This window comes from Sutcliffiella horikoshii, assembly GCF_019931755.1.
In the GTDB taxonomy this organism is placed as follows: Bacteria; Bacillota; Bacilli; order Bacillales; family Bacillaceae_I; genus Sutcliffiella_A; species Sutcliffiella_A horikoshii_E.
Genome location: NZ_CP082918.1, coordinates 1662995 through 1689132, shown reverse-complemented (window position 1 = coordinate 1689132; position 26138 = coordinate 1662995). Strand labels below are relative to the sequence as shown.

General features: G+C 40.2%; 21 protein-coding genes. 2 read left to right on the top strand and 19 right to left on the bottom strand.

Annotation, left to right across the window (positions count from 1 at the left end; translation table 11 throughout):
- The first annotated feature begins 6 nt into the window (after nucleotides 1-6).
- On the top strand, nucleotides 7-1518 hold the full coding sequence (locus K7887_RS08595; RefSeq protein ID WP_223493162.1) for an HD domain-containing phosphohydrolase: 1512 nt from the start codon (nucleotides 7-9) through the stop codon (nucleotides 1516-1518).
- A 73-nt stretch (nucleotides 1519-1591) separates the two neighbouring features.
- A complete protein-coding gene (locus K7887_RS08590; protein ID WP_223493161.1) occupies nucleotides 1592-2074 on the top strand; it encodes a YkyB family protein in 483 nt (160 codons plus the stop codon).
- 68 nt (nucleotides 2075-2142) lie between these two features.
- Here the strand turns inward: K7887_RS08590 and K7887_RS08585 are convergent, their stop codons facing one another.
- The 19 genes from K7887_RS08585 to K7887_RS08495 all read right to left on the bottom strand — a co-directional run bounded on the left by K7887_RS08585 (nucleotide 2143) and on the right by K7887_RS08495 (nucleotide 25836).
- On the bottom strand, nucleotides 2143-3045 hold the full coding sequence (locus K7887_RS08585) for a chemotaxis protein (RefSeq protein WP_223493160.1): 903 nt from the start codon (nucleotides 3043-3045) through the stop codon (nucleotides 2143-2145).
- Nucleotides 3046-3190: 145 nt separating this feature from the next.
- Nucleotides 3191-5002 carry an oligoendopeptidase F gene (gene pepF / locus K7887_RS08580; RefSeq protein WP_223493159.1) on the bottom strand — a complete coding sequence of 604 codons (1812 nt, stop codon included), beginning with the start codon at nucleotides 5000-5002 and terminating at the stop codon, nucleotides 3191-3193.
- 653 nt (nucleotides 5003-5655) lie between these two features.
- Nucleotides 5656-6363, bottom strand: coding sequence for a trehalose operon repressor (treR, locus tag K7887_RS08575; RefSeq protein WP_223493158.1), 708 nt, complete (start codon nucleotides 6361-6363; stop codon nucleotides 5656-5658).
- A gap of 27 nt (nucleotides 6364-6390) precedes the next feature.
- Nucleotides 6391-8091, bottom strand: a complete 1701-nt coding sequence (gene treC / locus K7887_RS08570) for an alpha,alpha-phosphotrehalase (protein ID WP_223493157.1) — start codon at nucleotides 8089-8091, stop codon at nucleotides 6391-6393.
- Between the two features lie 38 nt (nucleotides 8092-8129).
- A complete protein-coding gene (locus K7887_RS08565; RefSeq protein ID WP_223493156.1) occupies nucleotides 8130-9812 on the bottom strand; it encodes a glycoside hydrolase family 13 protein in 1683 nt (560 codons plus the stop codon).
- 64 nt (nucleotides 9813-9876) lie between these two features.
- Nucleotides 9877-11292: a PTS system trehalose-specific EIIBC component gene (treP, locus tag K7887_RS08560; protein ID WP_223493155.1), complete on the bottom strand. Its 1416-nt coding sequence runs from the start codon at nucleotides 11290-11292 to the stop codon at nucleotides 9877-9879.
- Nucleotides 11293-11350: 58 nt separating this feature from the next.
- Entirely contained in the window at nucleotides 11351-11860 is a 510-nt protein-coding gene (locus tag K7887_RS08555; RefSeq protein WP_223493154.1) for a PTS sugar transporter subunit IIA, read from the bottom strand.
- A 140-nt stretch (nucleotides 11861-12000) separates the two neighbouring features.
- Nucleotides 12001-12516, bottom strand: coding sequence for a CBO0543 family protein (locus tag K7887_RS08550; RefSeq protein ID WP_223493152.1), 516 nt, complete (start codon nucleotides 12514-12516; stop codon nucleotides 12001-12003).
- A 510-nt stretch (nucleotides 12517-13026) separates the two neighbouring features.
- Nucleotides 13027-13509 carry a hypothetical protein gene (locus K7887_RS08545; RefSeq protein WP_223493150.1) on the bottom strand — a complete coding sequence of 161 codons (483 nt, stop codon included), beginning with the start codon at nucleotides 13507-13509 and terminating at the stop codon, nucleotides 13027-13029.
- Nucleotides 13510-13587: 78 nt separating this feature from the next.
- Nucleotides 13588-14850, bottom strand: coding sequence for an MBL fold metallo-hydrolase (locus K7887_RS08540; protein ID WP_223493611.1), 1263 nt, complete (start codon nucleotides 14848-14850; stop codon nucleotides 13588-13590).
- 74 nt (nucleotides 14851-14924) lie between these two features.
- A complete protein-coding gene (locus tag K7887_RS08535) occupies nucleotides 14925-17135 on the bottom strand; it encodes an alpha/beta hydrolase family protein (RefSeq protein ID WP_223493149.1) in 2211 nt (736 codons plus the stop codon).
- A gap of 18 nt (nucleotides 17136-17153) precedes the next feature.
- Entirely contained in the window at nucleotides 17154-18617 is a 1464-nt protein-coding gene (gene panF / locus K7887_RS08530) for a sodium/pantothenate symporter (protein ID WP_223493147.1), read from the bottom strand.
- Nucleotides 18614-18907: a YhdT family protein gene (locus tag K7887_RS08525; protein WP_223493145.1), complete on the bottom strand. Its 294-nt coding sequence runs from the start codon at nucleotides 18905-18907 to the stop codon at nucleotides 18614-18616. Before K7887_RS08525 ends, panF begins: the two co-directional genes overlap by 4 nt.
- A 434-nt stretch (nucleotides 18908-19341) precedes the next feature.
- Complete coding sequence (locus tag K7887_RS08520) at nucleotides 19342-20508, bottom strand: acyl-CoA dehydrogenase family protein (RefSeq protein ID WP_223493144.1); 1167 nt, start codon at nucleotides 20506-20508, stop codon at nucleotides 19342-19344.
- A gap of 67 nt (nucleotides 20509-20575) precedes the next feature.
- On the bottom strand, nucleotides 20576-21112 hold the full coding sequence (locus tag K7887_RS08515; RefSeq protein WP_223493143.1) for a DUF6241 domain-containing protein: 537 nt from the start codon (nucleotides 21110-21112) through the stop codon (nucleotides 20576-20578).
- A 150-nt stretch (nucleotides 21113-21262) separates the two neighbouring features.
- The gene (locus K7887_RS08510) at nucleotides 21263-21709 is read right to left on the bottom strand and encodes a pyridoxamine 5'-phosphate oxidase family protein (protein ID WP_223493142.1); all 447 of its coding nucleotides are present in this window, start codon (nucleotides 21707-21709) and stop codon (nucleotides 21263-21265) included.
- Nucleotides 21710-21853: 144 nt separating this feature from the next.
- Complete coding sequence (locus K7887_RS08505) at nucleotides 21854-23098, bottom strand: D-alanyl-D-alanine carboxypeptidase family protein (RefSeq protein WP_223493141.1); 1245 nt, start codon at nucleotides 23096-23098, stop codon at nucleotides 21854-21856.
- A gap of 197 nt (nucleotides 23099-23295) precedes the next feature.
- Nucleotides 23296-24888 (bottom strand): M2 family metallopeptidase, encoded by a 1593-nt coding sequence (locus tag K7887_RS08500; RefSeq protein WP_223493140.1) that lies wholly within the window; start codon nucleotides 24886-24888, stop codon nucleotides 23296-23298.
- Between the two features lie 51 nt (nucleotides 24889-24939).
- The gene (locus tag K7887_RS08495; RefSeq protein ID WP_223493138.1) at nucleotides 24940-25836 is read right to left on the bottom strand and encodes a GNAT family N-acetyltransferase; all 897 of its coding nucleotides are present in this window, start codon (nucleotides 25834-25836) and stop codon (nucleotides 24940-24942) included.
- Nucleotides 25837-26138: the final 302 nt, after the last annotated feature.

Genomic DNA, 26138 nt, shown 5'->3' with positions numbered 1-26138 from the left:
GATTTCTTGCACCAGCAAACATATAGTCGTTTTGTGAAACAGCTTGTTATAAATTATATACTTGGTTCTTCCATAGCAGTTCTCGGGGTAGGCGGCATCCTTATCTTCTCTACTTTGAACCTATCCCTTTCTGAAATAAATGTAATGATCAGCATTTTACTAACCTCTGCTTTTATCATGGTACTTTGTGAATTCTATGCTTTCCACAAACAACTGCAACCGATCAAAGCGATACTTACAAAAACAGAGAATACATATGCTGACTATCAGAAAGCTTTTTTACATATTCAACGTTTTCCCGTTTTAACAGTGAAAAGAATAATAGGTCCCCACCTGCTTGGGCTCTCTGTTCCCGCCATCATCCTCGCGATCATCTGCATACGACTCGGGCTTTTAAACATGCCATTTCGATATGTATTTCTTGCATCTCTTGGTGCTCTGCTAATTGCGGGAATGCATGCGTTCATCGAGTACTTCCTTACAGTCAAAGCAATAAGGCCTGTTTTGGATTGTCTACAGGAAGCTGCACAGAACATCTATCGCTTATCTTTGTCTATACATGGCGATATTATCGTGTCTTTACGCACTAAGTTTCTAGTAAGCGCGTTGTTCATCGGAATTTTCCCCGTTCTTTTATTCAGCCTGGCAACCGAAGTTCGCTTTGAAACGATTTCTCTGGAAGTGGATTTCTGGAATTGGGGAGTATTGATTCTATTCATTGCTGCCGCGTTTTCTTCTTTTGGGGCATTTTTGTTATTTAAAGACATCATCCAACCCATCACGCAATTGTTAAAAGGGATGCACAATGTAGAAAATAACAAACTATCACCCGCTAAAGAATTGTATTCTGATGAATTTTCTCAAGTAATTCAAGGGTTTAACTCCATGGTGCAAGGACTTGAGGAGAGAAATGAAACCAATAGGCTGTTGATGGAAAGTTTTTATCAAACCCTCTCCACCACCCTTGATGCGCGTGACCCATATACAGCAGGACATTCATTAAGGGTGAGCAGGTACTCCGTATTAATTGGCCAAAAAGCTGGACTGCCCCCTCATCAGCTTGAGCTGCTAAAGAACTCCGCCCTTCTTCATGACATCGGCAAAATTGGAGTGAAGGATGAGGTTTTATTAAAGGACGGTAAGCTTTCAGAGTTAGAGTTTGAAGAAATAAAACGACACCCAATGCTTGGCGCCACTATTTTAGATCAAGTACAGCCGAAAGAAGCAATGTCTCCATTAATACCTGGTGTCAGAAACCATCATGAACGCTTTGATGGAAAAGGATACCCTGATAGATTAATTGGTCATGAGATTCCTCTTTTCGGCAGAATCATCGCTGTTGCGGATGCCTATGACGCCATGACATCTGATCGTCCATATCGGTTAGGGATGAAAAAGGAAAAGGCACTGGCTATTCTGCAAAGCGGAAGCGGCACCCAATGGGACCCCGAGTATGTTGATATTTTCATCTCACTTATGGAAAAGAACACGGAACATGCTCTAGCTTCAGCCCAATAATGGATGAAGTTGGAGCCACCCTTCCATTTTCAGTGAAGGCACAGTATAATAAGGGAAAGGAAAGGAGCCTATTATGCATAATAAAAGTTATTCAAACCAAAGAAAAACCGATTCCCCTATTGAATCTTCTATTGAAAACCTCTCTCGTGCCATCTTTACTGTAAATCGGCATGCAAAAACCGCGCCGGATCCAAAGTTTCTCTATACGTTAAAAAGAAAAGCCTTAGAGAAACTTATCACCGAAGGCAAAGCTACAAAAAAAGGATTGCATTTTTCAAGAAACCCCAAGAACAGCCGTCAACAGTCTGACGTTCTTGTATTGGCAGGGGATTATTACTTTCACCTCCCACCTACAAAAGAAGACTTTACAGAATTGCCGCATCTTGGAGAGCTAAATGATCATTACCGCAATCCAAAAGCTAATATGTCTTTATCTGTAGCGAAAAGTTTACTTCAACGGTACACAAATTTCCAACCGACAGATGGGCAAAAAACCCATCCAAAAAGACAATATCAAAAGCCTGTATTTAAAAAACTCGGTGAGAGCTATTTATGATTTATGAGCACGATATGACGAAAGCCCAATCTAGTAAAAGATTGGGCTTTCGTCGTTCTTTATGAATGTCAATGAATACCTAGTTGCTCATCTAATAATTCAACTAATTTTGTCAATTGTGGTTTGCTGATTTGAGCATTCGCTCCTACTTGATCCCCTTTATGTCTAAGATGATCGGTTATCAGAGAAGAGAATATGATAACAGGTATCTTTGATAGAAAGCTATCTTCCTTGATCTTCTTTGTGAGATGATGCCCATCCATTTGGGGCATCTCGATATCCGTAATTAACAAATCTACATTTTGCTTTCCGTTTTTCACTGCGGTCTCCATGAACTCCCATGCACTTTTCCCATTTTCAAAGAACTGAATATGTTCAAATCCTGCTCCGAGCAACGTCTCTTCTAGAAGTTTTCTTAGCATTGGGGAATCTTCTGCAATCATAATCCGTTTTTCACTCCGGGCAGGATTTAGGTTTTCATTGAGACGGGACGCTTCTTTGTCAAGGTTAGGGTATATATCAAACATAATCTTCTCTACGTCCAATAGAAGAATCATCTGGGAAGGTTGTTTGATGATTCCCGTTATATGATCTTCAAATCCATGCTGCAAGGAAGCTGGTTTTTCCATCTCAGCCCATGATAGACGATGAATCTGCGTTACATGATCTACTCGTAAAATGACCTTCATGCCATTGAATTCCGTAACAATGAATTTTTCTTCCAAAAACTCGTTTTTCTCTTCTATATTTAATGCCTTTCTGAGGTTAATGATTGGCAGGACTTCTCCCCTTAGTTCCATGATTCCTTCCACATTTTTGTGGGAATGTGGGATTTTGGTGACTGCGACAGGCTTGATGATTTCTCTTACTTTTAAGACATTTATGCCAAAGCTGGTACTTCCTATTAGAAACTCAAGAAATTCCACTTCATTTGTACCGGAGTCTAGTAGTATTCCACTTGTCTTTTCCATACTTAATACGCCCTTCCGTTCTTGACTATTTGGTTCTCTCCTTTTTTTATCGGGTTTAAAACGGGAATGTTGATAGACTACGCTGTTTCATTTCGCAAAAGACTAAAAACACCTTATCTGTGTTCAGATAAGGTGTTGGGGTGGTTTAGGAAAAGCTTTTTTCTAGCTCGTCTATTAATGAGCCGACATAAGCGACAGCTGTTTTAATTGGTTGAGGTGTTGTCATATCAACTCCACCCAATTGCATCAGTTCCAACGGTTTCAATGTGCCTCCTGCTTTTAATGCGGATAGCCAACGATCCACAGCCGGCTGGCCTTCTTCTTGGATCTGTTTAGCTGCAGCTGTAGAAGCAGTAAGTCCGGCAGAGTAGGTGTATGGATAAAGTCCCATATAATAGTGAGGCTGACGCATCCAGGTTAATCCCGCTCCTTCATCCATTTCCACTGCATCTCCCCAGAATTCAGAAAGCAATGCTGTCTTTTGTTCACATAGGACATTGGCGGTAATAGGAGTCCCTTTATCCGCTAGGTTGTAAACGCGACGTTGAAGCTCCCCTTCAAGAATATGTGTAACAAAGTTATGATAATACGTCCCTAATGATTGTAAGATTACCCATCTGCGCATTCTTTCATCATTTGGCTGTGATAGAATGTGCTGACTCAAGAGCATTTCATTCATCGTGGATGGAGCTTCTACAAAATACCTAGATGGACGTGTGTTAGAAAGCTTCTGGTATCTGCCTGCTAAGCGGAAGTGTCCTGCATGACCTAATTCATGGGCCAGTGTATAGGCATTCCTCATGGAGTCACTCCAAGTCATCAGGATGTAGGGATGGACACCATAAGGACTGGAACAGAAAGCACCTGAACCCTTCCCTACGTTATCAGCCAGATCAACCCATCGATTGTTCAGCCCTTCTTCCATTATTTCCATATATTCAGGTCCCATCACTTCTAATGACTCTAAAATTAATTTAGATGCTTCCTCATAGGTAATCTCCGGGTTGAAATCTGGATCTAGTGGAGCTTTTAAGTCACTAAAATGCATCGTCTCTAAACCTAGCACACGCTTTTTCAATTTTGCATATCTACGCATATGTGGTGCCAACTCATTTAAGATCGTATCCAATTGATTATGGTACATCACTTTCGTTACTTGTTGGTCGTGAAGAAGCATATCCGTTACAGAATCATAGTTTCGCAGACGTGCTTCTACCACCTGCTTTTTTACTTCTGTTGCATAAGTTGCCGCATACGTATGCTTGTATTGTTTTAGTGTATCAATATATGTTTGGTAGGCTTTTCTACGTAATTCTGTATTAGAAGACCCTTCGTAATTAGAAAAAGAGTTAAAAGATAGCGGATGCTCCTGTCCATCATCAGTAAAGAATGACGGAAATCTCATATCTGATATTAAACTCCTTTGATAGATGGTATATGGTGCATTATGCACTTCTCCAAAAGCAGAAAGTACTTCTTCAGCTTCAGGAGAAAGTTTATGTGGCTTTGTTTCCAAAACATCCATCAAGGATTTCTTATATTCTCCCAACTCCGGTTCTTCTGCTATGTATGCATTCAAAGTTTCCTCATCTAATTGCAGGATTTCAGATTGAACAAATGAAATACTGGCGCTGAAATTGGAAAGCATGCCGCCTACACGAGTCGAATTAGCTTGATTTTCAGGATTCGTTCCATCTTCGGATTGTTTCAGGGAAGCAAAAGTCATCACTCTCACTACTCTCTCTGTCAATGAATCCTTGTCCTTCAAACACATAAGTAGTGTTTTCGCATCTTTCACAACTTTCCCCTTGTAACGAGTGACAGTCGATAGTTCCGCTTGGACCGCTTGCAACTCCTTCTCCCACTCTTCTGTGGAAACAAACAAATCCTCAAGGTTCCAAGTTTGCTCTAACGGGACTTCCTCTCTTTTTAATGCTTTATTTAATACTTGCGCCATTTACTTCCCCTCCATTTATTTCGATAATCGAATCTTTAATATAACTATTATATAAGAAGATAAGGGTAATTTAAATGATATATTTGAAAATTAAAATATTTATAGAAAAAACAAAATCGCTAATGCAGCATAAACCAGAGGCCCAAATGAGGTACAAATTTCTTTGAACGCAGCTTACCGCTTATGGAATATATCGGATAACCTTAGCCCAATCTTGCCTTTGCGCTTCAACTTTGAGCATTCCTATGAATTTTCATTGTCACCCTGGTCGTCATACGGGCGATGAGGACCTCTCTCCTCCTTTTTTCTTGTTACTGAGGTCTTCATTCGGGCGGTGAGGACCTCTCTCCTCCTTTTTTCTTGTCACTGAGGTCTTCATAACGGTGATGAGGACCTCTCTCCTCCTTTTTTCTTGTCATTGAGGTCTTCATAACGATGATGAGGACCTCTCTCCTCCTTTTTTCTTGTCATTGAGGTCTTCATAACGATGATGAGGACCTCTCTCCTCCTTTTTCTTCGTCACTGAGGTCTTCATAACGGTGATGAGGACCTCTCTCCTCCTTATTTCTTGTCACTGAGGTCTTCATAAGGATGATGAGGACGCTAAGAAATAATAAAGACACTCCCATTAACGAGAGTGCCTTTCCTCACACTTATTTCATTCTTCTTGCAAAATCAACAAATCGGAATTTGTCCAAACGGTGGCGCGATTCCGTAAATTGAAAGGGACTTGCATCGTCAAGATGGACAATGCTTTTTACCACCACAACATGAGTTAAACCATTTAAGTCCAACAGCTGCCTGTCCTCATCCGTTGCTTCCTCTACTGTCACCTCTTTATCGGCAAAGGCTATTTGCATTCCTTTTTCCGATTCCAAGTAATCATAGATGGAGTTTGTGCAAATTTCTGTGTCTAAATAAGGCACTTGGCTTTTGATGAAGTAATCTTTATCCAAGATAATACTTTCATCATCCACTCTGCGAGAACGGACTACCTTCCACAGCTCTTTTTCTCCTAATTTAGCTTGTAAATCCGGAGATCCTACAACTGTTTCAAGTTCGTGTACAATTGTCTTCCATGGTTTCCCCATTTTCACTGCTAGTTCCTTAAAGCTGACCAAGCCAGAAATGGGAAAATCAAATTTATCACGTGCCAGCACAATCGATCCTTTTCCTCGTACTTTTTGGATATAACCGTTCTGAGCAAGTTGATTTAGTGCTTTTCTTACCGTTTCTCTAGATGTATTGAAAAGCTCCATCAGTTCATGCTCGGACGGAAGCTTATTTCCAGCCAAGAAGTCTTGTCTTTCTATTTTCATAACCAACTGCTGATAAATTGCCTGATATTTATTATTTTTCATTTTCTACCACCTACAGCTATTGTAGCATTACTTTTTCAGGTGATAAACGATGGATTCGTATGGACGCAAAGTCAATTCACTATACTGACTGCTAGAATCCTCATAGTTGCTTAATAGCACCTCTGACTTGTACCCATCCACATCTACATCCTCTGGTAGGACAAAGGAACTTTCCTTGCCATAATAATTGCTTACTACAAGTAGTTTTTCATTTTCACAATTACGTATATAGGCAAATATTTGTGGATCATCTCCTGAAATCAATTGGAAATCTCCATGTGTGATAACATCATAGTTCTTGCGTAATTCAATTAACTTTTTATAATGATAGAAAACGGAATTTTCGTCATTCAATGCTGTCTCTGCGTTTATTTCTTTGTAGTTATTTGCGACTCCAATCCAAGGTGTGCCATTCGTGAAACCTGCATTTTCTTCACGATTCCACTGAACCGGCGTTCTAGAATTATCACGGGATTTATGGCGGAGAATCTCTAGTATTTCCTCCTCGCTCATTCCAGCTTCCTTCTTTAAGTTGAAAATATTTAAAGATTCCACATCACGGTAGTCACTTATTTTTACAAATCCCGGGTTGGTCATTCCGAACTCTTCCCCTTGATAAATGTAAGGAGTACCTCTCATCATATGCATACTTGTAGCAAGCATTTTTGCTGATTTATTGTGATATTTGCCATCATCTCCATATCGGGATACGACACGTGGTTGATCATGGTTGCACCAGAACAATGCATTCCAACCGCCGCCTTTTTCCATCTCAATCTGCCATGTAGATAAAATATCCTTTAATTGTTGGAAATCAAAATCTGCAACAGACCATTTTTCTCCATTCGGATAATCCACTTTTAAATGATGGAAGTTAAATGTCATGCTGAGCTCGTTTCGATCTGGTCGAGTGTATTTAATACAATGATCAATTGTCGTTGAGGACATTTCCCCTACCGTCATGCTGTCATATTTAGAAAATACTTTTTCGTACATTTCATTCATGTATTCGTGAACTCGAGGTCCGTCTGTGTAAAATTTACGGCCATCGCCTGGAGGCACCGATCCATCATCATCCGGGAAACTCTGGTCTTTTGAAATAAGGTTTATTACATCTAACCTAAAACCATCCACTCCCTTTTCAAACCAAAAAGTCATCATATCATAGACTTGTTTGCGAACTTCTTCATTCTCCCAATTCAAGTCTGCTTGCGTCACATCAAATAGATGCAAATACCATTGACCGGTTTGTTCATCATGTTGCCAAGCGTTCCCGCCAAATTTAGATTCCCAGTTTGTCGGTTCGCTGCCATCTTCTTTGCTGTCCTTCCAAATATAAAAGTCGCGGTATGGGTTATTATCTTTCTGCTCTTTTGATTTCTGAAACCATTCATGTTCGGTCGATGTATGGTTCACGACAATATCCATGATAACTTTAATTCCTCTATCATGCGCTTCAGATAAAAGCTGATCGAAGTCTTCCATCGTTCCATATTCTTCGTGAATGGAAAAATAGTCACTGATATCGTAGCCATTATCTTTTTGCGGTGATTTGTAAATAGGAGTCAACCAAATAACATCCACTCCAAGTTCTTTTAAGTAATCAAGTTTCTCAATAATACCTTGAATGTCACCTACGCCGTTTCCGGTAGTATCATTGAAGCTTTTTGGGTAGATCTGATAAACAACAGACCTCTTCCACCACGGTTCTTGTTCTATTTTACTCATTTCAAGCACCTCTTTTTCTATTCTTTAGATAGTAGATGTTAATTCAATAAATATACTCGTGCTTCATATGGCTGCAAGGTAAACTCAGCAATATTACTTTGTTCTTCTACCGTATAGTTGCTTAATAATAGTTGTTTAGTCATAAAATTAATATCTTTAGGTAGTTTGAATGTAGGCTCCTTGTCATAAAAGTTACAAATCACAAGCAGCTTTTTGTCTTGATAGCTTCTAACATAGGAGAAAATCTCCGGATCATGTTCAAGGATCAATTGATAATCCCCATAAATGATCAGGTCATTCTGTTTTCTCAATTGAATCAATCGTTTGTAATATTGAAAAATAGAATGTTCATTATTTCTTTCCGCTTCTACGTTGATAGATTTGTAATTCGGGTTTATGGCCAGCCAAGGTTCCCCTGTAGAAAAACCACCGTGCTCCTCATCGCTCCACTGCATTGGAGTTCTGGCATTGTCCCTGCTTTTCTGGAAGAGGCTTTCCATTACTTTCTGCTCACTCCACCCCTGCTCTTTTAAGTCGGAATAAGCTTGAAGTGTTTCAATATCTTTGTAGGATTCAATAGAATCAAACCGAACATTTGTCATTCCTATTTCTTCTCCCTGGTAAACATATGGAGTACCTTTCATCATATGAAGAAGCGTAGCCAGCATTTTAGCGGATTCCACTCGGTATTTTCCGTCGTTTCCGAATCTAGAGACGGACCTTGGTTGATCATGGTTGTTAAAATAGAGACTGTTCCAGCCACTTTCTGCTAGAGCATACTGCCACCTCGATAAACTTTGTTTGAGATCAAGTAAATCCAGTTCCTGCAAGTCCCATTTACCATTCATTCCATTATCCAATCCCATATGTTCAAATTGGAAAACCATGTTCAGTTCATTTCTCTCTTCACCTGTATAGTCCTTTGCTTGATCAGGAGTAACCCCAGGCATCTCTCCTACTGTCATGACATCATATTGCGATAATACCTTCTCATTCATTTCTTTCAAGTAATCATGGATCTTTGGTCCGTTACGGTAGAACTTGCTTCCCGAAGCATATTTTTTCCCAGGCTTAATTTCTCCGTCAGGCAAATTATCGATTTTAGAAATGAAGTTGATGACATCCATCCTAAAACCGTCAACACCTTTATCCAACCACCATTTCATCATTTGATATACTTCTTCACGCAGCTTTTCGTTTTCCCAGTTTAGGTCTGGCTGCTTTTTGGAGAATAAGTGCAAGTAATAATCTTTTGTTTCTTCATTGTATTCCCAAGCAGATCCTCCAAAATTGGATGCCCAGTTGTTCGGCTCCTTGCCGTCTTCTTTTGGGTCCCTCCAAATATAATAGTCCCTATATGGATTTTCCCTGGATGTTTTCGCCTGCACAAACCACTCGTGCTCATCAGAAGTATGATTGACCACAAGGTCCATGATCAATTTCATATCTCTCATATGTATCTGCTGTAACAGCTCTTCCCAATCTTCCATTGATCCGAACTCATCCATTATTTCCATATAGTTACTAATGTCGTACCCATTATCATCATTTGGCGATTCGTATACTGGTGATAGCCATATGGTATCGATACCAAGTTCCTTTAGATAATCCAGCTTCATAATAATCCCTTGAATATCACCAATCCCATCGCCGTTGGAATCCATAAAACTACGAGGATAAATTTGATATACGACACTTTCCTTCCACCAAGAATGCTTCATCTATCAACCTCTCCCTTCATAATTGAAAAAATTGCAAAAAGGGGTCACCCCCTTTTTACAATCTTTACGCTTCTTTTCTCATTTTCACTTTTGCTATTAAGAAAGTAATGACAAATGGTACGACAAGTACAATCCCCATTCCAAGGAAGAAAATCGGCCAGTATTCCGCCATAATGGAGAAGAATGCAGGTATTCCACCCACCCCGATAGACGGAGCCTTAACACCAGCAATGGTTATGATAATTCCTGCAATGGCAGATCCAATCATTGCTGCAAAGAATGGATAGCGAAAACGTAAGTTAACACCAAACATTGCTGGTTCTGTAATCCCCAACCAAGCTGAAATGGAAGATGTTAATGCCAAACCTTTCAACTTCTCATCTTTCGTCGCAAGCATCATGGCAAATGCAGCTGACCCTTGTGCGATGTTAGACAGGGCAACCATCGGCCATAAGAATGTTCCACCAATTGTCGCAATAAGCTGAAAATCTACTGCAAGGAAAGTATGATGCATCCCTGTAATTACTAACGGTGCATACAGACCACCATAAATAAGTCCGCCAAGTGCAGGAACAGCATCGAAAATTCCTACAAATCCGTTCGTCAGGAAATTACCAATAGCGAATGTAACAGGTCCGATTGCTACAAACGTTACAAATCCTGTCAATAATAAAGTGATTGGCGGGACGATAAGCATATGAAACGCATCACTTATACGTTTGGATAAAAATTGCTCCACTTTAGCCAGTACAAATGCCGCAACAAGAACAGGTAATACTTGTCCTTGATAACCTACCTTTTCAATCTCTAAACCGAAGAATTTCCAAGTTTCAACCGCTCCGTCTTCTTGTGCTTCTGCATATCCCCATGCATTAAGTAAATCTGGATGAACAAGCATAAGTCCAAGCACAATCCCTAACAGTTCACTACCGCCAAAGCGTTTCGCTGCGGACCAACCAATAAGACCCGGTAAAAAGACAAAGGCTGTATTGGCTATCAGGTTAATGATACTTGCAATATCTGCCCATTCAGTATGAACATCAATAACAGATTGCTCATCGTAAAAGATACCCGGCCCTGTTAACAAATTGTTTATCCCCATTAATAGACCTGCTGTAACAATGGCTGGCAGTATCGGAATAAAAATATCCGCTAATGTTTTTATCGCACGCTGCAGTGGATTCAAATTGGATTCGGCAGCCTTTTTCACTTCATCTTTTGAGGCTTCTCCTACACCGGTAATATCAACAAACTCTTTGTAAACCTTATTAACAGTTCCTTGTCCGATTACAACTTGGAATTGACCATTAGTGGAGAAAGAACCCTTCACCACATCAATGCTTTCTAACGCTTTTTGGTCTACCTTACTTTCATCATGCAAAGCCAAACGGAGACGAGTCACACAATGTGTGGCTGCGCTGACGTTTTCTTTTCCCCCTAAGGCTTGGACAATTTCTTCCGTCTGTTTTCTTATGTCCATTTCTGTTTCCTCCTGTATGCCTTCTCTATTCGTTTACAATTCTTATATTGGAATCAACTTAATTTTTCATTTTAAGCTGAAACAATTCCGTTTGGCCTTTTACAGCATCAGCCATGGATTTCTTATCGAGGCTTTCGACATTTTCCCCATTTGTAATAACGATTGGAGTGATAATATCAGCTGCCTTCTCTTTGATAAGATCGATATTAAAAGTAATCAATTTGTCTCCAGCTTTTACTTTATCGCCTTCTTTTACATGTCCTTCAAAGCCTTCCCCGTTCATGGACACCGTCTCAAGTCCGACATGGATAAGTATTTCCGCTCCTGAGAGTGAACGAATGCCAATTGCATGTTTTGTATGGAAGAACTGCACGATTTCTCCATCAACAGGTGAAACGACTTCCCCTTCAGTTGGAACGATTGCCAACCCATCTCCCATCATTTTCTGTGAAAATGTCGGATCTGGAACCTCGCTCAGCTCTGCCACTCTTCCGCTTAAAGGTGCAAGGACGGTTTCCTCCGTAGGTGTTTGGGTGGTTTCTTTCATTCCGAAAAGTTTTTTGAACATGATAATCCCTCCAAAATAGTAAATATATTTTTTCTTTATAAGATAATACAAATTCACTCAAAAAACGCTTACATTTGTACGACAACTTGTATATACATGTCGGTGTAAACTAGTCTAACTTGTATATACATGTTAGTCAACTAAAAAGTAGCCTGCTTCTTTTTTATAAAAAAGAAGAGAGTTCTCGTGGCAATTGCCAAAAAGAGAAAAGAGAAAAATGATTTCGTGTGGGACCATTCTTTCAAATCCAGCATATCAAGCATCAGAAAAAGTGGTTCAAATATAAATGATAGTAGCGCTGCAGATATTACACTGCCTATGACAAATGATTTCCAAGTAGACGTATACTGATAAAGGAGCATATACATGACAGGAATAACCGCTGTATCTGCTGGAAGCAGCGTTTGAATGTCATTGTTTAATTTAATGGGGTAGCTCCACTTCCCATATTCTGTCCCCAGTAAATCAAGCCAGGTTGCCATTGCAGCCCAAAAGAGACCAAAGGCCAGAATCTCGAACATCCTGGATTTTTCTACTACCCACCACCATAACAACCAAGGCCAAAATATGGATGCAAATAGCAGCCACCAGCGGGGATCGGCAATTGAGCTTAGAACTATCCAGTTGTATAGGTAGTTATAATTGACAATCTCCATTATGTACATTCCCTCTCTTTATCACCTTAAACACCTTTATTAACGCTCATAAGTTGTTTTATTTTCCCCTAATGCAGTTAAATTACTCTTTTGTCTGATAGGCCAATAAGAAAAAAACTGGCCAAAATGCCCCTTAATAGCCGCTGTTGATTTCCGCAAATGGCTTCGCTTTCCTAGGGGCCCTGCTGGAGCCTCCTCGGCTACGCCTGTGGGGTCTCCACCTAGCGCTATCTCCCTCAGGAGTCTTCGGCTTTTGCTCCAATCAACAGCTGAAAATTATGAAAAAGGGATGTTATTGCTTATTCAGTTAACTCAGTTAGATGCATTTTCATAATTCATAAGGTGAATGAAGTCACCTTGTTGATTGGAGTGGAAGGCGCGCAGACGCCCGCGGGAGGAAGGGACAGGTGAGACCCCGCAAGCTCACGGACCGCCCGCAGGCAAGCGAAGCGCCTGGAACGGAAATCAACTGCCTTATAAATACAAAAAACACTGCAGGTTATGCAGTGTTTAGAGTGATATTGTTGTTGTTATTGGGAGGAAGGAGAATATTTTAAAGGTGATTTTGACTTTTTCTGCAGCTTCTACACTTCCATCCCTTTTTTGGTCTGTAATGTAGATGCTGTAGATTTCTTCTTTTTTGGAAGTGACACTCGGAATCGTAACCTCCTTTAATTCCTCAAACTCCTCTGTTTGGGTAGACATGAATGACTCATCTAGACTTGAGTCACCACCAGTATACACCCCGTTGAGTTTAACACTGTAAGCGGTGATGGGTAGCTCATTTTCTTTCCCGTCAATCATGGCAGCTCTGTAAACTTTGATTGGCATGACGTATGGATTTTGCAGACTTAATGATACGCCGTTTTGATTTGATTCCTTTATTGCTGATGCAATAACCTCTTCCTTGGTGGTATGGATGTACAACATGAATAAGAAAAGACTTATGATAAGTGCTAGTGTCAGACGAACTGGTTTTTTTAGTTTTCTCAATTTTTCAAGGCTCCTCGCGTTGGCTTTTAGATAAAGGTTCTTATCTACTTACATAACACCATTCGAGAGATTTAAAACCTATTCGTCCTTCGCACTTGCTTCATATTCATCCACTAAATCTCCTTGATCGTCATAAAGCTGGGCTTTATCTCCATTATTATTCCATAAATGATCACTGAGCCAATGGATATATTTTTTGAAATGTTGCTTATGTGCGCCTGAAGCAATGTAAATAGATTCGCCTGGTTGGAGCTTATAATTTTCAGGGAAATCAAATGTTTGATATCCTTTTTTACTTACCAGCTTCCAATAGGACATATCAACTGTTTCAGCGCTTTTATTTTCTAATGTCACCATTTCTTCTTTTACATCCAAACCAGTGATGACAACCGACTTCTTCGTTTCCTGCTTTTGCTGACTAGCATAAAGCCAGGGACGATTGTTGACAAATAACAGCTTCCCATCTGTTGAAAAAACAATGCTCCCGGACTCCGCAGTATTATAAATATCTGCACCGCTCTCAATCAATCTGTTTAAAACAGGCAAATGCGGGTGATGGAAGTCATTATCTTTCCCGGCGGATATTACTGCGATTTTAGGCTGAACATCCTTTAAAAACGAAGCGGTGGAGGAACTGTTCGAACCATGATGCGCGACTTTCAAGATGGTCGATTCCAGGTTATATTTCCTGCTCATTCTCTTTTCTTCTTGTTCTTCTGTATCACCCATTAATAGAAATTTCATTTCACCATATGTAATATGGAGGACAATAGATGCATTGTTTGTTTCTTTTTCTTCGGAACCGCTGTTTAACACCTTGATTTTCAACTTCGGATCAATGTCCAACTTCATTTTTTCTTTTGCATATTGAACAGGGACGATATTGTTCCATACGTATTGTTTGTATTGAATAAATGTTAAGGTTGTATGGGCCTTGCCGCTGTCTAATATTTTCTTTACAGGTAACTTTTCCAGTAAGAATGGAATTCCACCAATATGATCAAAATCGGGGTGAGTGATGACCAATAAATCTATGGATGACACGTTTACCTTCTTTAAATAAGCAAGCAGCTTTTTGGACGAATCTTTTGGTCCGGTATCTACAAGTACGTTGGAACCATTGGGGGTTTGCAAGAGGATTGCGTCCCCTTGTCCCACATCAATAAAATGAACAAGTAAAGGCAGGGAAACGATGTTGCTGTCTTTTGGCTTTTCTATTTCATAAAGAAAGGAGGCCGCATCCGTTTGATTAATGGACAGTGGTGTCAGAGTACTTGACTCAGAAGCATTCAGAGGCTGAAGAAGAATGGAGAGAAGCAGCAGTATGATGATTTTTTTCATGTTCAACCTACTCTCCCCCTTGTGTGATGATTCTATCTTTACTATGAGGGAGAGTGGGTGTTTTTATTCATTGATTAGTTGTTAAAGCCGATGTTATCTAAGAAAATCAAACCGCTATCGGTCTGGTTGAATTCAAAGGTAACCTCTTCTATCTGAGTATAATCTATGTCAGGAAAGTCCTCTTTTAAATACTTCAAAGGTATACCGTATGTTTGAAGCATATGTTCATATTGATTGCCGTAACGCTCGTTCCACCAATCAAAACGGTATAATGTTGTCGTATAAGTAGGTTCGATGTAAATGGTTTTTCTTACTCTGCCATCAAAATCCGCTATCCCCTTTGCTTTAACACTCACTGATATTGGAATTGCTTTATCTTCATACCCTTCAGGTGGTTCGATAGAATAAAAATCATACCTTGTTGGATGGGCCTGGACTGCATCAAACCTCAATACAGTTTCTTCTGAGAAGTTTTTGGCAGTACCTTCAGGCAATGTAATGGTATATCGACTATTTTTATTCGTCCAACCCAATTTTACTACCTGATTATTTTGCTGTTCTTTATTTCTTTGAAGTAAATTAATTTCTTTCCAGACACGGAGGTTATATCCTTGTAATCGGCCGCCTTCCTGGGTAGTTTGGGTTACATCCGCATCTTCCTCAAATGAAGCGATAGATTGAAAATCTCGATCCTCATAGCGCACTCTTAGCGGATCTGTTGGAATCCACGACGAAGCAATTTCCTTATCATTAAAAACGTCGCGGTATTCACGTTTCCCTTTTAAAGTGGCGTCTAGAAAGGCAGAAACATACAGCTTGGTGATTTCTCTTTGCATTTCCGGATCCATTATTTCTTTCCGATTCATAAACCACCAATATGGGCTCGGCTGATCCACTTCCCAATCAGAATTGAATTGGGCATGGTTGGCGCCATTGATATAAATACTGCTTTTGAACCCGTCAAAACTATCTGAAAAAGAAACACGCTGAAATTGTCTCATACCAAGGTAATTCGTATGGTCGGTATCATTCCCACCTTGAAGGGTAAGGTAGTTAACGTCTTGGAGATTTACTGACTGATCTCCCGGTTTAAATCGACCATCACCAGGCGATAACCCCACCAATGACTTTATTGAAAAATCAAAGTTCAAACTTACTTTTGCGTTATTTGGAAACCGGTCAAGGTCATTGAATAGCTTAGCAATGCTGACAGCTTCTCCCCCCCTTGAATGTCCGATGAGAGCAATATTATCCATGTCCACTTTATTGAACAGCGCATGTGTTTTGTCTTCGTTCCATGACTGCCACAACTCCAAATGTTTTAGCAACAACCATGCCCTCCCGGCGTTATCCCAACCGATATGACCTGTTTTACCGGAGTTAATGAAGTTCTGGTCCACAGACGCAACGACATACCCTTTACTTGCAAGCATCTCACCAAGATATGCATATCCACCATCCGAAAAATCGGCCATATTATGATTGCCATGTACGATTAATACGAGAGGATACCCTCCTTCCGCTTCTTCTTCAGGCATCCAAACTCGACCATTCAACGGGGCATTGTATAAATTAAAGCCCCAAAACCATTCTCGATACCATTTATTCAACCCTTTAGGCTGGGCAACAAACGACGACATATTGACAGTAGGGGATTCAAATTTTACATCTCTATATTCTTCCCTGCGCTCATCCTTGCCACTTCCATATGTAAAATATTGAACTTTGGAGTTTCCATTGTCAGCCGGATTTGATATTGCCGGCTTGTTACCGTCTACTTCAAGTGACCAAGGGCCTTCTTTGCCATCTGTAACAGCTAGATAGACAGCTGCTATGTGCAAGCCAACCGTAATGAAACCAAAAAAGAGAAAAAGTACTTTTTTCTTGTTACGATATAGAAAAACGGTAATTCCTAAAAATATAGCCAGCACGAGGATGGTAAAACCCATTAATCGGAAAAATGGACCCATAAATGCGCCAACACTATATATTACAACGATACAAGCAACGATGACAGCCACCAGAAACTTTGGTAATCCCTCTAATACTTTCAAGAGGAGCAACGTAATACCTAGCCCTAAAACTAAAGCCAATGCACCAGTTCCAACAATCAAAAGCATATCAAACCACTTTCCTGCACCCGTAAAGAAGAAATAACTTAACACGATAACAAAAACGGATATATAAAAGAGAAGACTTATCACAAGATGCCTTTTGCTTTCCCTCATAAAGCTACTCGCTTTTTCTCTACTATTATCATAAAGCTGTTTTAGCTTGTTCATCATAAACTCCTACTCTTTTAATTAAAGTAAATACTTGTTTATTATTTCTTGGTGTTCCTGCCTCTTTCGATTTCTGCCTACAATGCTACCTAAAACATATGATAGGAGAGAAAGCATCACTGGCATTACGACACTATGCATTCCAAATGCATCAGGATAATATACCGTTATTCCTATATAGGTAAGTACCCCTACAAAAATGGAAGCTAAAGCCCCCATTGCATTGCCACCTTTCCAATAAAGACCCAAAACAACCGGCCAGATAAAGGCCGCTTCCAATCCACCAAAGGCAAATAGGTTTAAGGTAATAAGGAATGCTGGCGGGTCAATGGCCATAAAAAACACAAGTACACCGACTACTGCTGTTACTCCAATGCTTATCCTTTTGATATTCTTTTCCGGTGCGTCAGGACGAATATAATTTAAATAAACGTCTTTTACAATGGAGGAACTCACGATTAGCAAAAGGGAGTCAACCGTGGACATAATGGCAGCCATCGGTGCTGCCAAGACAATCCCTGCCAACCAACCTGGCAAAACATGCAAGGCCAATAGTGGCATGACTGTATCTGGTGTATCTAAGCCAGGTAATACCGCTCTTCCGAATACACCCGCCAAGTGCATGCCTAGCATGATGAAACCAACGACGATGGTACCGATAATCAACGCTGCATGCATAGCTTTTGAGTTTTTATACGACATAGCCCTGACAGCTACTTGAGGAAGGCCAACCACTCCTACCCCCACTAGGATCCAAAAAGAAGAAACATATAAGGGCGTCAAAGATCCATCAGCACCAAAAGGGGTGATGAGATTAGGATTTTCCGCCATTAAATCACTCATAATTGCAGGAATGCCACCTCCGGCAATGATGGTTCCTGCTAATATAACAACGGTCCCCACTACCATGATAATTCCCTGCATTCCATCTGTTATGGCGACCGCACGGAATCCGCCGATGATCACATAGACCAATACGGAAGCAGCAAATATAAATAATGCAGAAGTATAAGAAAGACCAGTTATCGACTCAATCAGCCTTGCCCCGCCTATCCATTGCGCTGCCATCGCGGAAAAAAGGAAAAGAATGATGCTGCTTGCAGATAATAATACAACCCACTTACTCTGATATCTTTCTTTTAAAAAATCAATCAGGGTGATGGCTTTCATTTTTCGTGCCATAATGGCGAATTTCTTCCCTAAAATCGTTAAAACAAAATACCCTGTCACCACTTGTATCATGGCCAGAAGCACCCAACCAAGTCCTGTCTGGTAAGCAATTCCCGGTCCGCCAATGAAGCTTGACGCACTTCCATACGTCGCGACCATTGTCATTGCCAGCAATAGTCCTCCAAGCTCTCTTCCTCCAAGGAAATAATCCTGTACAAATGAAGATGAGTTAGCTAATTTTTTGGAGGCAAAAACTCCAATAAGAAAAATAATAATGAGAAATATCAACAAAGGAATGATCACTTGAAAGTTCATGGGCGATCTCCTTCTTCATCTGATTCTAAAGGAAGATCTTTAAACAAGAATCGAACAACTAGAATGACGAGTATAATGATGATGATAAAGCCCAGTATACAACTATAAAAAAACCATGCGGGAAAACCTAAAATATATGTATATGATTCGACCGGCTTTGATCCAAAGCCATAAGCAAAACCGTACCACCAAGCAAAATGGAACATAACAAGCGCAATCCCAATCCATGCTTCTTTATGTGCAATGGGATAGCGCCAGTCTCCTTTTCCTTTGTTAAAATTTTCGTGCATAACATCACTCTCTTTTTATCTCAGTCTGTACTTCTAAAAAAACCATTTATTTATAAAAAAACTTCAGTTACTGGATTGCCCCGCTGTTCCTTTACGCAAATGGCTTCGCTTTCCGCGGGACGGTGCCTTGAGCCTCCTCACAACGCTTCAGGGGTCTCAACCTACCGTTACTCCCCCGCTGGAGTCTTCGCCATTTGCTCCAATCCACAGCTAAAAATTACATAAACGATACGTTAATGCTTATTCACGTAACTCGGTTAGGTGCTGTACTAAAACCCTTCATGTAGCCACTTTGGTGATTGCAGTGAAAGGCGCGTAGACGCCCGCGGGAGGAAGGGACAGGTGAGACCCCGGAAGGCGAAGCCTGAGGAGGCTCACTGACCGCCCGCAGCAAGCGAAGCGCCTGGAACGGAAATCAACGGATTTACATTTTCTTAACTTTCTTTTAAAAAAGCCTGCTTAGCAAGCAACTCCAGCGTGATTTCATCGGCCGGGGGATTGTGAAGACCTGCCCGGACATCACGATAATGGCGTTGTAGAGGATGTTCTGCATGCAGGCTTTGAGCGCCGACGATCCGCATCGCTTCATCAACAATGGAGATGGCGCTGTTTGTTGCAACCAACTTAGCTGTGGCAAGCTCACCAACAAGTTCATTGCGCTTATCAGGCTCTTCATCCCATAGTCTCGCCACGCTGTACAATAAATGCCGGGCTGCAGTCAATTCCACATCCATCTTTGCTACCCGTTCTCTTACTTTAGGTACTTCTCTAATAGGATGAGGCAGGCTGTTTGGATGATAAGAATCAGCAAATGAGACGGCTTCATTTCTTGCTGCAATGGCTATGCCTAAGTAACAAGCGGGTATATGTAGTAGCCACCCTTGTGGTTTCGGTGCTTTTTTCTTTTTTATGTATAGAAGTGCTTCTTTATTTGCTATTACATCCGTTAGCACCAAATCGTCACTTCTGGTGGCTCTCATGCTCATAGTGTTCCACGTTTCTTCTATAGAGATTCCCTTCAGTTCGCGCGGAAGCAAAAACTCTCCTACATCTTCCGTCCCTTCAATGCTCGCTGATATGATGAAGTAATCCAAGACTGGGGCAAGGGAAGTGAAATTTTTTCTCCCGTTAATTTGCCAACCGCCTCCGGTAAGCTTCTTTGCAACGGTTTCAGGTTTCCCCCCTCTTGCAGGGCTGCCTGTCTTTCTTTCGCTATGTGCACTGTTAATCAATTTGTTGTGTTGAACAATCTCCCGGCAAACCTTTTCGTATATATCCTCAGACCATGATCTATTAATTCCTTCATTCATCATAATACCTAAATGCCAACCAAGACTCAGCGCAGTAGGGCCATCACCTTGAGCAATGGTTTCCTGCAGTAAAACAAAATCATAAAGCCCTGCTCCTTTTCCACCATATTCCTTTGGGATGGTAAGATCCATAACACCTGCATTCTTAAGAGCCTCGAAATTCTCAAAAGGAAATGCAGCATTTTGATCATAATGAGCAGCGCGGGTATAAAAATCCGAAGCCAAAGAAGATGCTTTAGTGACTAAATGTTTTTGCTCTTCTGTTCTTGCAAAACTTCTGATTTCATTCATCTGACATATACCACCTTTGTACTGTGTGAATTACCAATCATTTTACCACAAGGTGATGTTGTATCCATTATTTAAACTTGATATTTGGATTTTCCAAGTACTCTTTTTCTTCTTCTTCCGTCATTACGCCCGTTGCTTTTCCAACAGTCCCATTAAGTAAAGACCACACTCTATTATGATCAAGGTGCGCCGTTGCAAAGTCACCTTTCTGCCACTTTGTCAGAATTTCCACATACACTTCCTCATGTTTATAATCGGCTTCTTGCACTTTCTCCAGTAGCCAATCAATTCTTTCCGGCGTCATCTCATAGTGTGTCCACTTGTTTTCTGCTTTAACTTTTTGATGGGACATCCAATGAATGTAATTAACAACATGAACTTCATTCAATTTGTTTTTATGATCGAACGGATTATCTTTTTCAACTGGAATATTTCTAGTTGTTGATAATGTACTAGAAGAAGCATGATCCCCTTGTCCACTTGTCAAACTTGTTCCCTGAAATGGTGACGTGTACAAATAATAAGTAATAAGTGCTTCTGCCAAAAGAAAAACAGCCACAAAGGGAAGGAGTTTTCGCTTGTTCGATTTAAACCAACTTTTCATAGAAACCCCTTTCATTTAGAAAAATTTAGTATTCTATTATTATATATGGAAATGTATGACTTTTCCATGTTTCTATTAAAATGAAGCGATTATTCAAGACAAATAAAAAAGGCTGCCCTTATTATTTGGACAGCCCCGTTCAGCATTAAATCAGCCTTTCAATAGCGCATAAACTTCTTCATCTAATTTTTTGGCAAGTTCTTCGTCATATGTCTTCACATAATCAGGTTCCTGCGTTATTTTCCCGCCATAGAAAATAACATCTTCCACAGACTCAACCTCAACGGTTACTACACGGTACTTCATTGTTTTATCAATGACTTCGGATACGGAACCTTTACCATTTATGGAATAACAGCTTCCGGCTCCCACAACTCCTAAAATCAAATCAGGGTTTTCTTGAATATTAAACGCACTCTCAGCTTTATGACCTAAAGCAAACTTAATGGTTTTACCATCTTCATGTGCAACCAACCATGAAACGATGCTTAAATTCGGTTTTTTCGAGTCTTTGTCTGTTGTGATCAGGGATACGATTTTCTCCCCTTGCAATAAATCAACCAGCTGTTCATTTAGTGAACTCTCTTTTCTCGGCATATTCCTACCTCCTATTATCTACATATCTCCATTATATACAATCTTTGGACAACTCGCCAAACCCTTATTCATAACCTACCCCACTATTTAAATACAAAACAGCGGAACATCCTGATATTCTCATAGGATGCTCCGCTGTTATTTCTACCTATAATAGCTGCTTCTTCTAGAATAAACGAGAGAGTCTGAGTACCGTTGTTGCATTTTCTTTCTCCTTCTTCTTCTCTGCAGCACATTCATCACAAAAAAGAAGATTAATAGTGAGATGAAAATAAAAATGGTAGGCACCAAACTGCTCTTCGTTCCACTATCTCCGTTTACTCCTGATGGATTTGCCGAGTCTGATGAAGATGCAGTAGGAGCAGGTGTCAATTCATTCCGCTCTTGCTCTACCAACACGTTTTCTTCGACATGTTCCCGATTCCCAATTTTCACAACCAAATCCTTGTCCTTGTTTACACGCAGGTTAACAATTTCCTTTTCCTGCTTTGCCACATGCACGTTTTTCGCAAGCATGTACTCTCTACCTGTTGCATCTGTGACCATTTCACCTTTTGGTATTTCATCTGTAATGAAATTCGCAAATCCATAATCTAAAAGGGACATCGTGTCTTTATAGATGTAATACTTAGAAGCTGCCTTCATGGTTACTACAATAAGGTCCATTCTATCCCTTTTCGCAGAAGTGACAAGCGTGTGACCTGATTCCGGAACATACCCGTTTTTCACTCCAGTTGTCCCTTCATAGTCCCATAACAAGCGGTGATGGTTAAACAATGTGGTCTCCCACCCTTCACCTATCCACTCCATTTCCTTTGTTCCGACAATCTCCCTAAATGTTTCATTTTTCATTGCATACTGGGCAATTTTCGCCATGTCCTGTGCAGTTGTGACATGGTCAGGATGATATAGTCCATGCGGGTTGGTGAAATTAGTATTCTTCACCCCAACCTTTTCTTCCACAAACGCATTCATTCTCTTGGCAAATGCTTTTTCACTGCCGTCGAAATGTTCTGCAATGGCAGTACCTGCATCATTACCGGAGTTAATCATCAAGCCTTGGACCAACTTCTTAAGTGTTACTTTTTCCCCTTCAAGTAAATACACTCTTGAACCGTCTTGATCTCTTGCATTTTTACTAACTGTTACGATATCTTGCAGGTCGCCCTCTTCAATCGCAATGATCGCTGTCACAATTTTAGTGATGCTAGCAGGATACATCACACGCGTACTATCTTTTTCATAAAGAGTATTACCTGATTTTGCATCTATTAAAATAACGGACTCACTAAATAAATCCCCTGGCGCTTCTGCTTGTACTGCTATTGAATTCCCAAAAACCATAATTAGTAGTGGGATGATTACACAAAGTTGTAATTTTTTTATCATAAAAGAAGACATACCTTTCTACTATATCTATTGTCAGTGTAGTGTTCTGTCATAAAAACTCGAAAAATCTCACTATCAACTATTTTATATTATTATTCTTGTATTTTCATGCAAAATTAAGGATTTGTTAGAAAAGTCATAAAAACTTAACAAAAAAAGGGTAAATAGAGGAAATCTCTACTCACCCGATACTACTATCAGTTATTCACTTTTTGGTAGTCGCAATAGGCTTTTATAAAGTGGTCTGGGTTTAGTGGCTCTCCTGTCACTTTTTCAATTTTTTTATTCCAATGATAAGTTGCGCCAGGTGCCAAGAATTCATCGCGAATAAATGCCCCTACCTTAAGGGAGAAGAACTCATCAGAAACGTTGTTTACAATATGCTGATAGAGTTGTGCAGCCGTCAATTCACCCAACAAGTAGTTCTGATAATAAACCGGAGCAAGAGTGAAATGAATTTTTGCCGCCCAATCCGGATTGTTTCGGTCTTCTGGAGGATGAAGCAATTGAATCTTTTCCACCGTTTCCCACCAAAGAGCGTTAAGGTCCTGATCAGGATTTTCGTATAGCTTTCTTTCAAAGAAAACAAATGTAATAATCCACCTTGCTGAAATCAGCATTTTCAATTGTTCATGCTTTTCAAGAGACGGCATTAATGTATCAAGCTTTTCATCGTCTAATTTCAAGAACTTAGAAAGCCATTCTCTATTTTCTGTCATTTTCCCGAATAACATCGCAATGGACTCTGTTGTTAAGATATGCGCGAAGCTTCTTAATAAATATGGAAGATCACGGTTTACATATTTGTTGTATGCTGCATGGCCAAACTCATGTAGCATCGTTCCCATCCAATATGTATTATCTACGTTGTTGCATAGTACACGGATATCTCCCTCACGGTTCATATCCATGCAAAACGCAGTAGGGTTCTTTCCTTCACGCGGATTTAAATCGGAAGAAGCATACAACCCTTCGATAGGCATATCCATGGAATCAAACGTTTCTGCCGTCAACTTTTCAAGATCTTGCCCTTTGAAATATTGATCAAGATTCGTTTTTTCGTTTGCCGGCGCTTCCTGGAAGAAAGGATCTACGTAATGCCAAGGTCGTAATTCTTCCACTTTTATTCCAAACTTCTTGGCTAGTTCGTTATCTAATTCACCTTTTAACATACGATAAGTGGTGTCTGATTGGTCAACAAGATCTTCAAACATAGAAAAAACTTCTTCTAAATCTAGTTCTTGATTCGCAAACGACATTTCATAATAGTTTCGATAGCCTAATTTTCGTGCCGCTTCATTTCTTTTTTTCACTAGCGTCAATAGCTTTTCCGACACTACCTGCCCCACTTCTTTGCTTGCCTTCCAAGCTTCTTCCCTTTCTTTGCTGTCTGTACTATTCAACAGTATATTTCTGATATCATTCGCGGAAAGTTTTTTCCCATTCACTTCAGGTAAGTACGTATTGAAAAGATAATTCAGCTCAGAGGACATAGAAGACATTTCTTCGATAGTTTCTTTATCCAATTGATTTTCTTTCATTCCAGATTCGAGGATTTCTAACTGTCTTTTTTGTTCCATCTTAAGTTCGGGGTCTTGCAAGTAGGACTTGACCTGGTTGTAACGATCTTGATTGGCATAGAAGAGGCTGAATTCACTAGAAGCTTTACCGGCTTCCTCTGCCCATTTCTTTTCTCCAGTTGTTTGTGCCATCCAGCCAGCGTGGGTGGATTTTTTTAATAGTTTCTGAAACTGTTCATTTTGTTCTTCTAAAAACTTTTCAACTATCATGGCGATCCCTCCAAAAATTAAAAGCAGTATATGTAATTCGACTCTAGTTTTTTATCTTTTGTGCCCGATATCCACACCTGCTGCTATAGCCTTCTTCATCCAAACTTGTTCCACCTTCATCGAAAAACCTTTTTCGGTAAGAAAGTCATAGACCATTTTATTGGATGTTTGAAAAAACGCTACCGTACATTGGTAAGGCGCTACAGTCGGCGGGAAAAGTTGAAAGAATAAGGCTTCCAATACTTTTTCCGGGTCATTTTGTTTTTCATTTATAAAGCAGTGGGTGACTACAATAGCCTTCAAGGTGCCATCAGGGCTATATTGTCTTTTAAACATGGCATAAGCAGCAGTTTCACCGTCAGTGCCCATCAATTGCAACGTTAATCCATCTTTCATACACCACCATTGACTTTGCCATGGCGTGTCATGATGATAGCCCGATAAATACTGAGCATCATGAGCCGATGTGTATATAGGGTAATATTCCAATGAATCATTAAAATCCACGGAGGTTTCAAGGGAAAGGTGTATCACATGATCCACAACCTTGTATCCTTTAGATTCATATAAGGCAATTGCTTGGTCGTTTTTAGAAATAGCTTCCAGAGTAGAGGTATGAATCCCTTTTTCTTCATAAAGCTCACACGCTTTATCCACCAACAGCTTCCCAATTCCTTTTCTGCGGTGAGTGGCAGCTACCCCTGTGCCTCCATTCCATGCAACGAGATTTTCCCCTATCTTTTTAAATCCACTTAATAGGAGCCCTATAGGAGTTTCACCGTCAAATGCAATGATGGATAAGGAAGCTGATATATTCTCCTGCCCCAATCTAGCGGCAAACCGGTCCACATCCATGGTTGCATCAAAAAAATACCCCTCAAAACCCTTGTTCCATGCTTCCAGCGCTTGATCTAATGTACACTCACTCAAACGTTTTATTTGATACATGCCCATGCCCCCTTATCTCCCTTGTTCCTATTGCATAACCACTTTATTACTATCTTATAATAATAACAGAAAAACTTACAGTATATTCTAACAAATAGATTTTTCTGAAATAAAATTCTAGTTAATTGGTTAATCGCCGCTGTTCCTTTCCGCAAATGGCTTCGCTTTCCGCGGGACGGTGCTTGAGCCTCCTCACTTCGTTGCGGGGTCTCAACCAACCGTTACTCCCCCGCTGGAGTCTTTGCCATTTGCTCCAATTCACAGCTAGAAATCACGTTAAAGGAATGTTAGTGGTTTTCCGA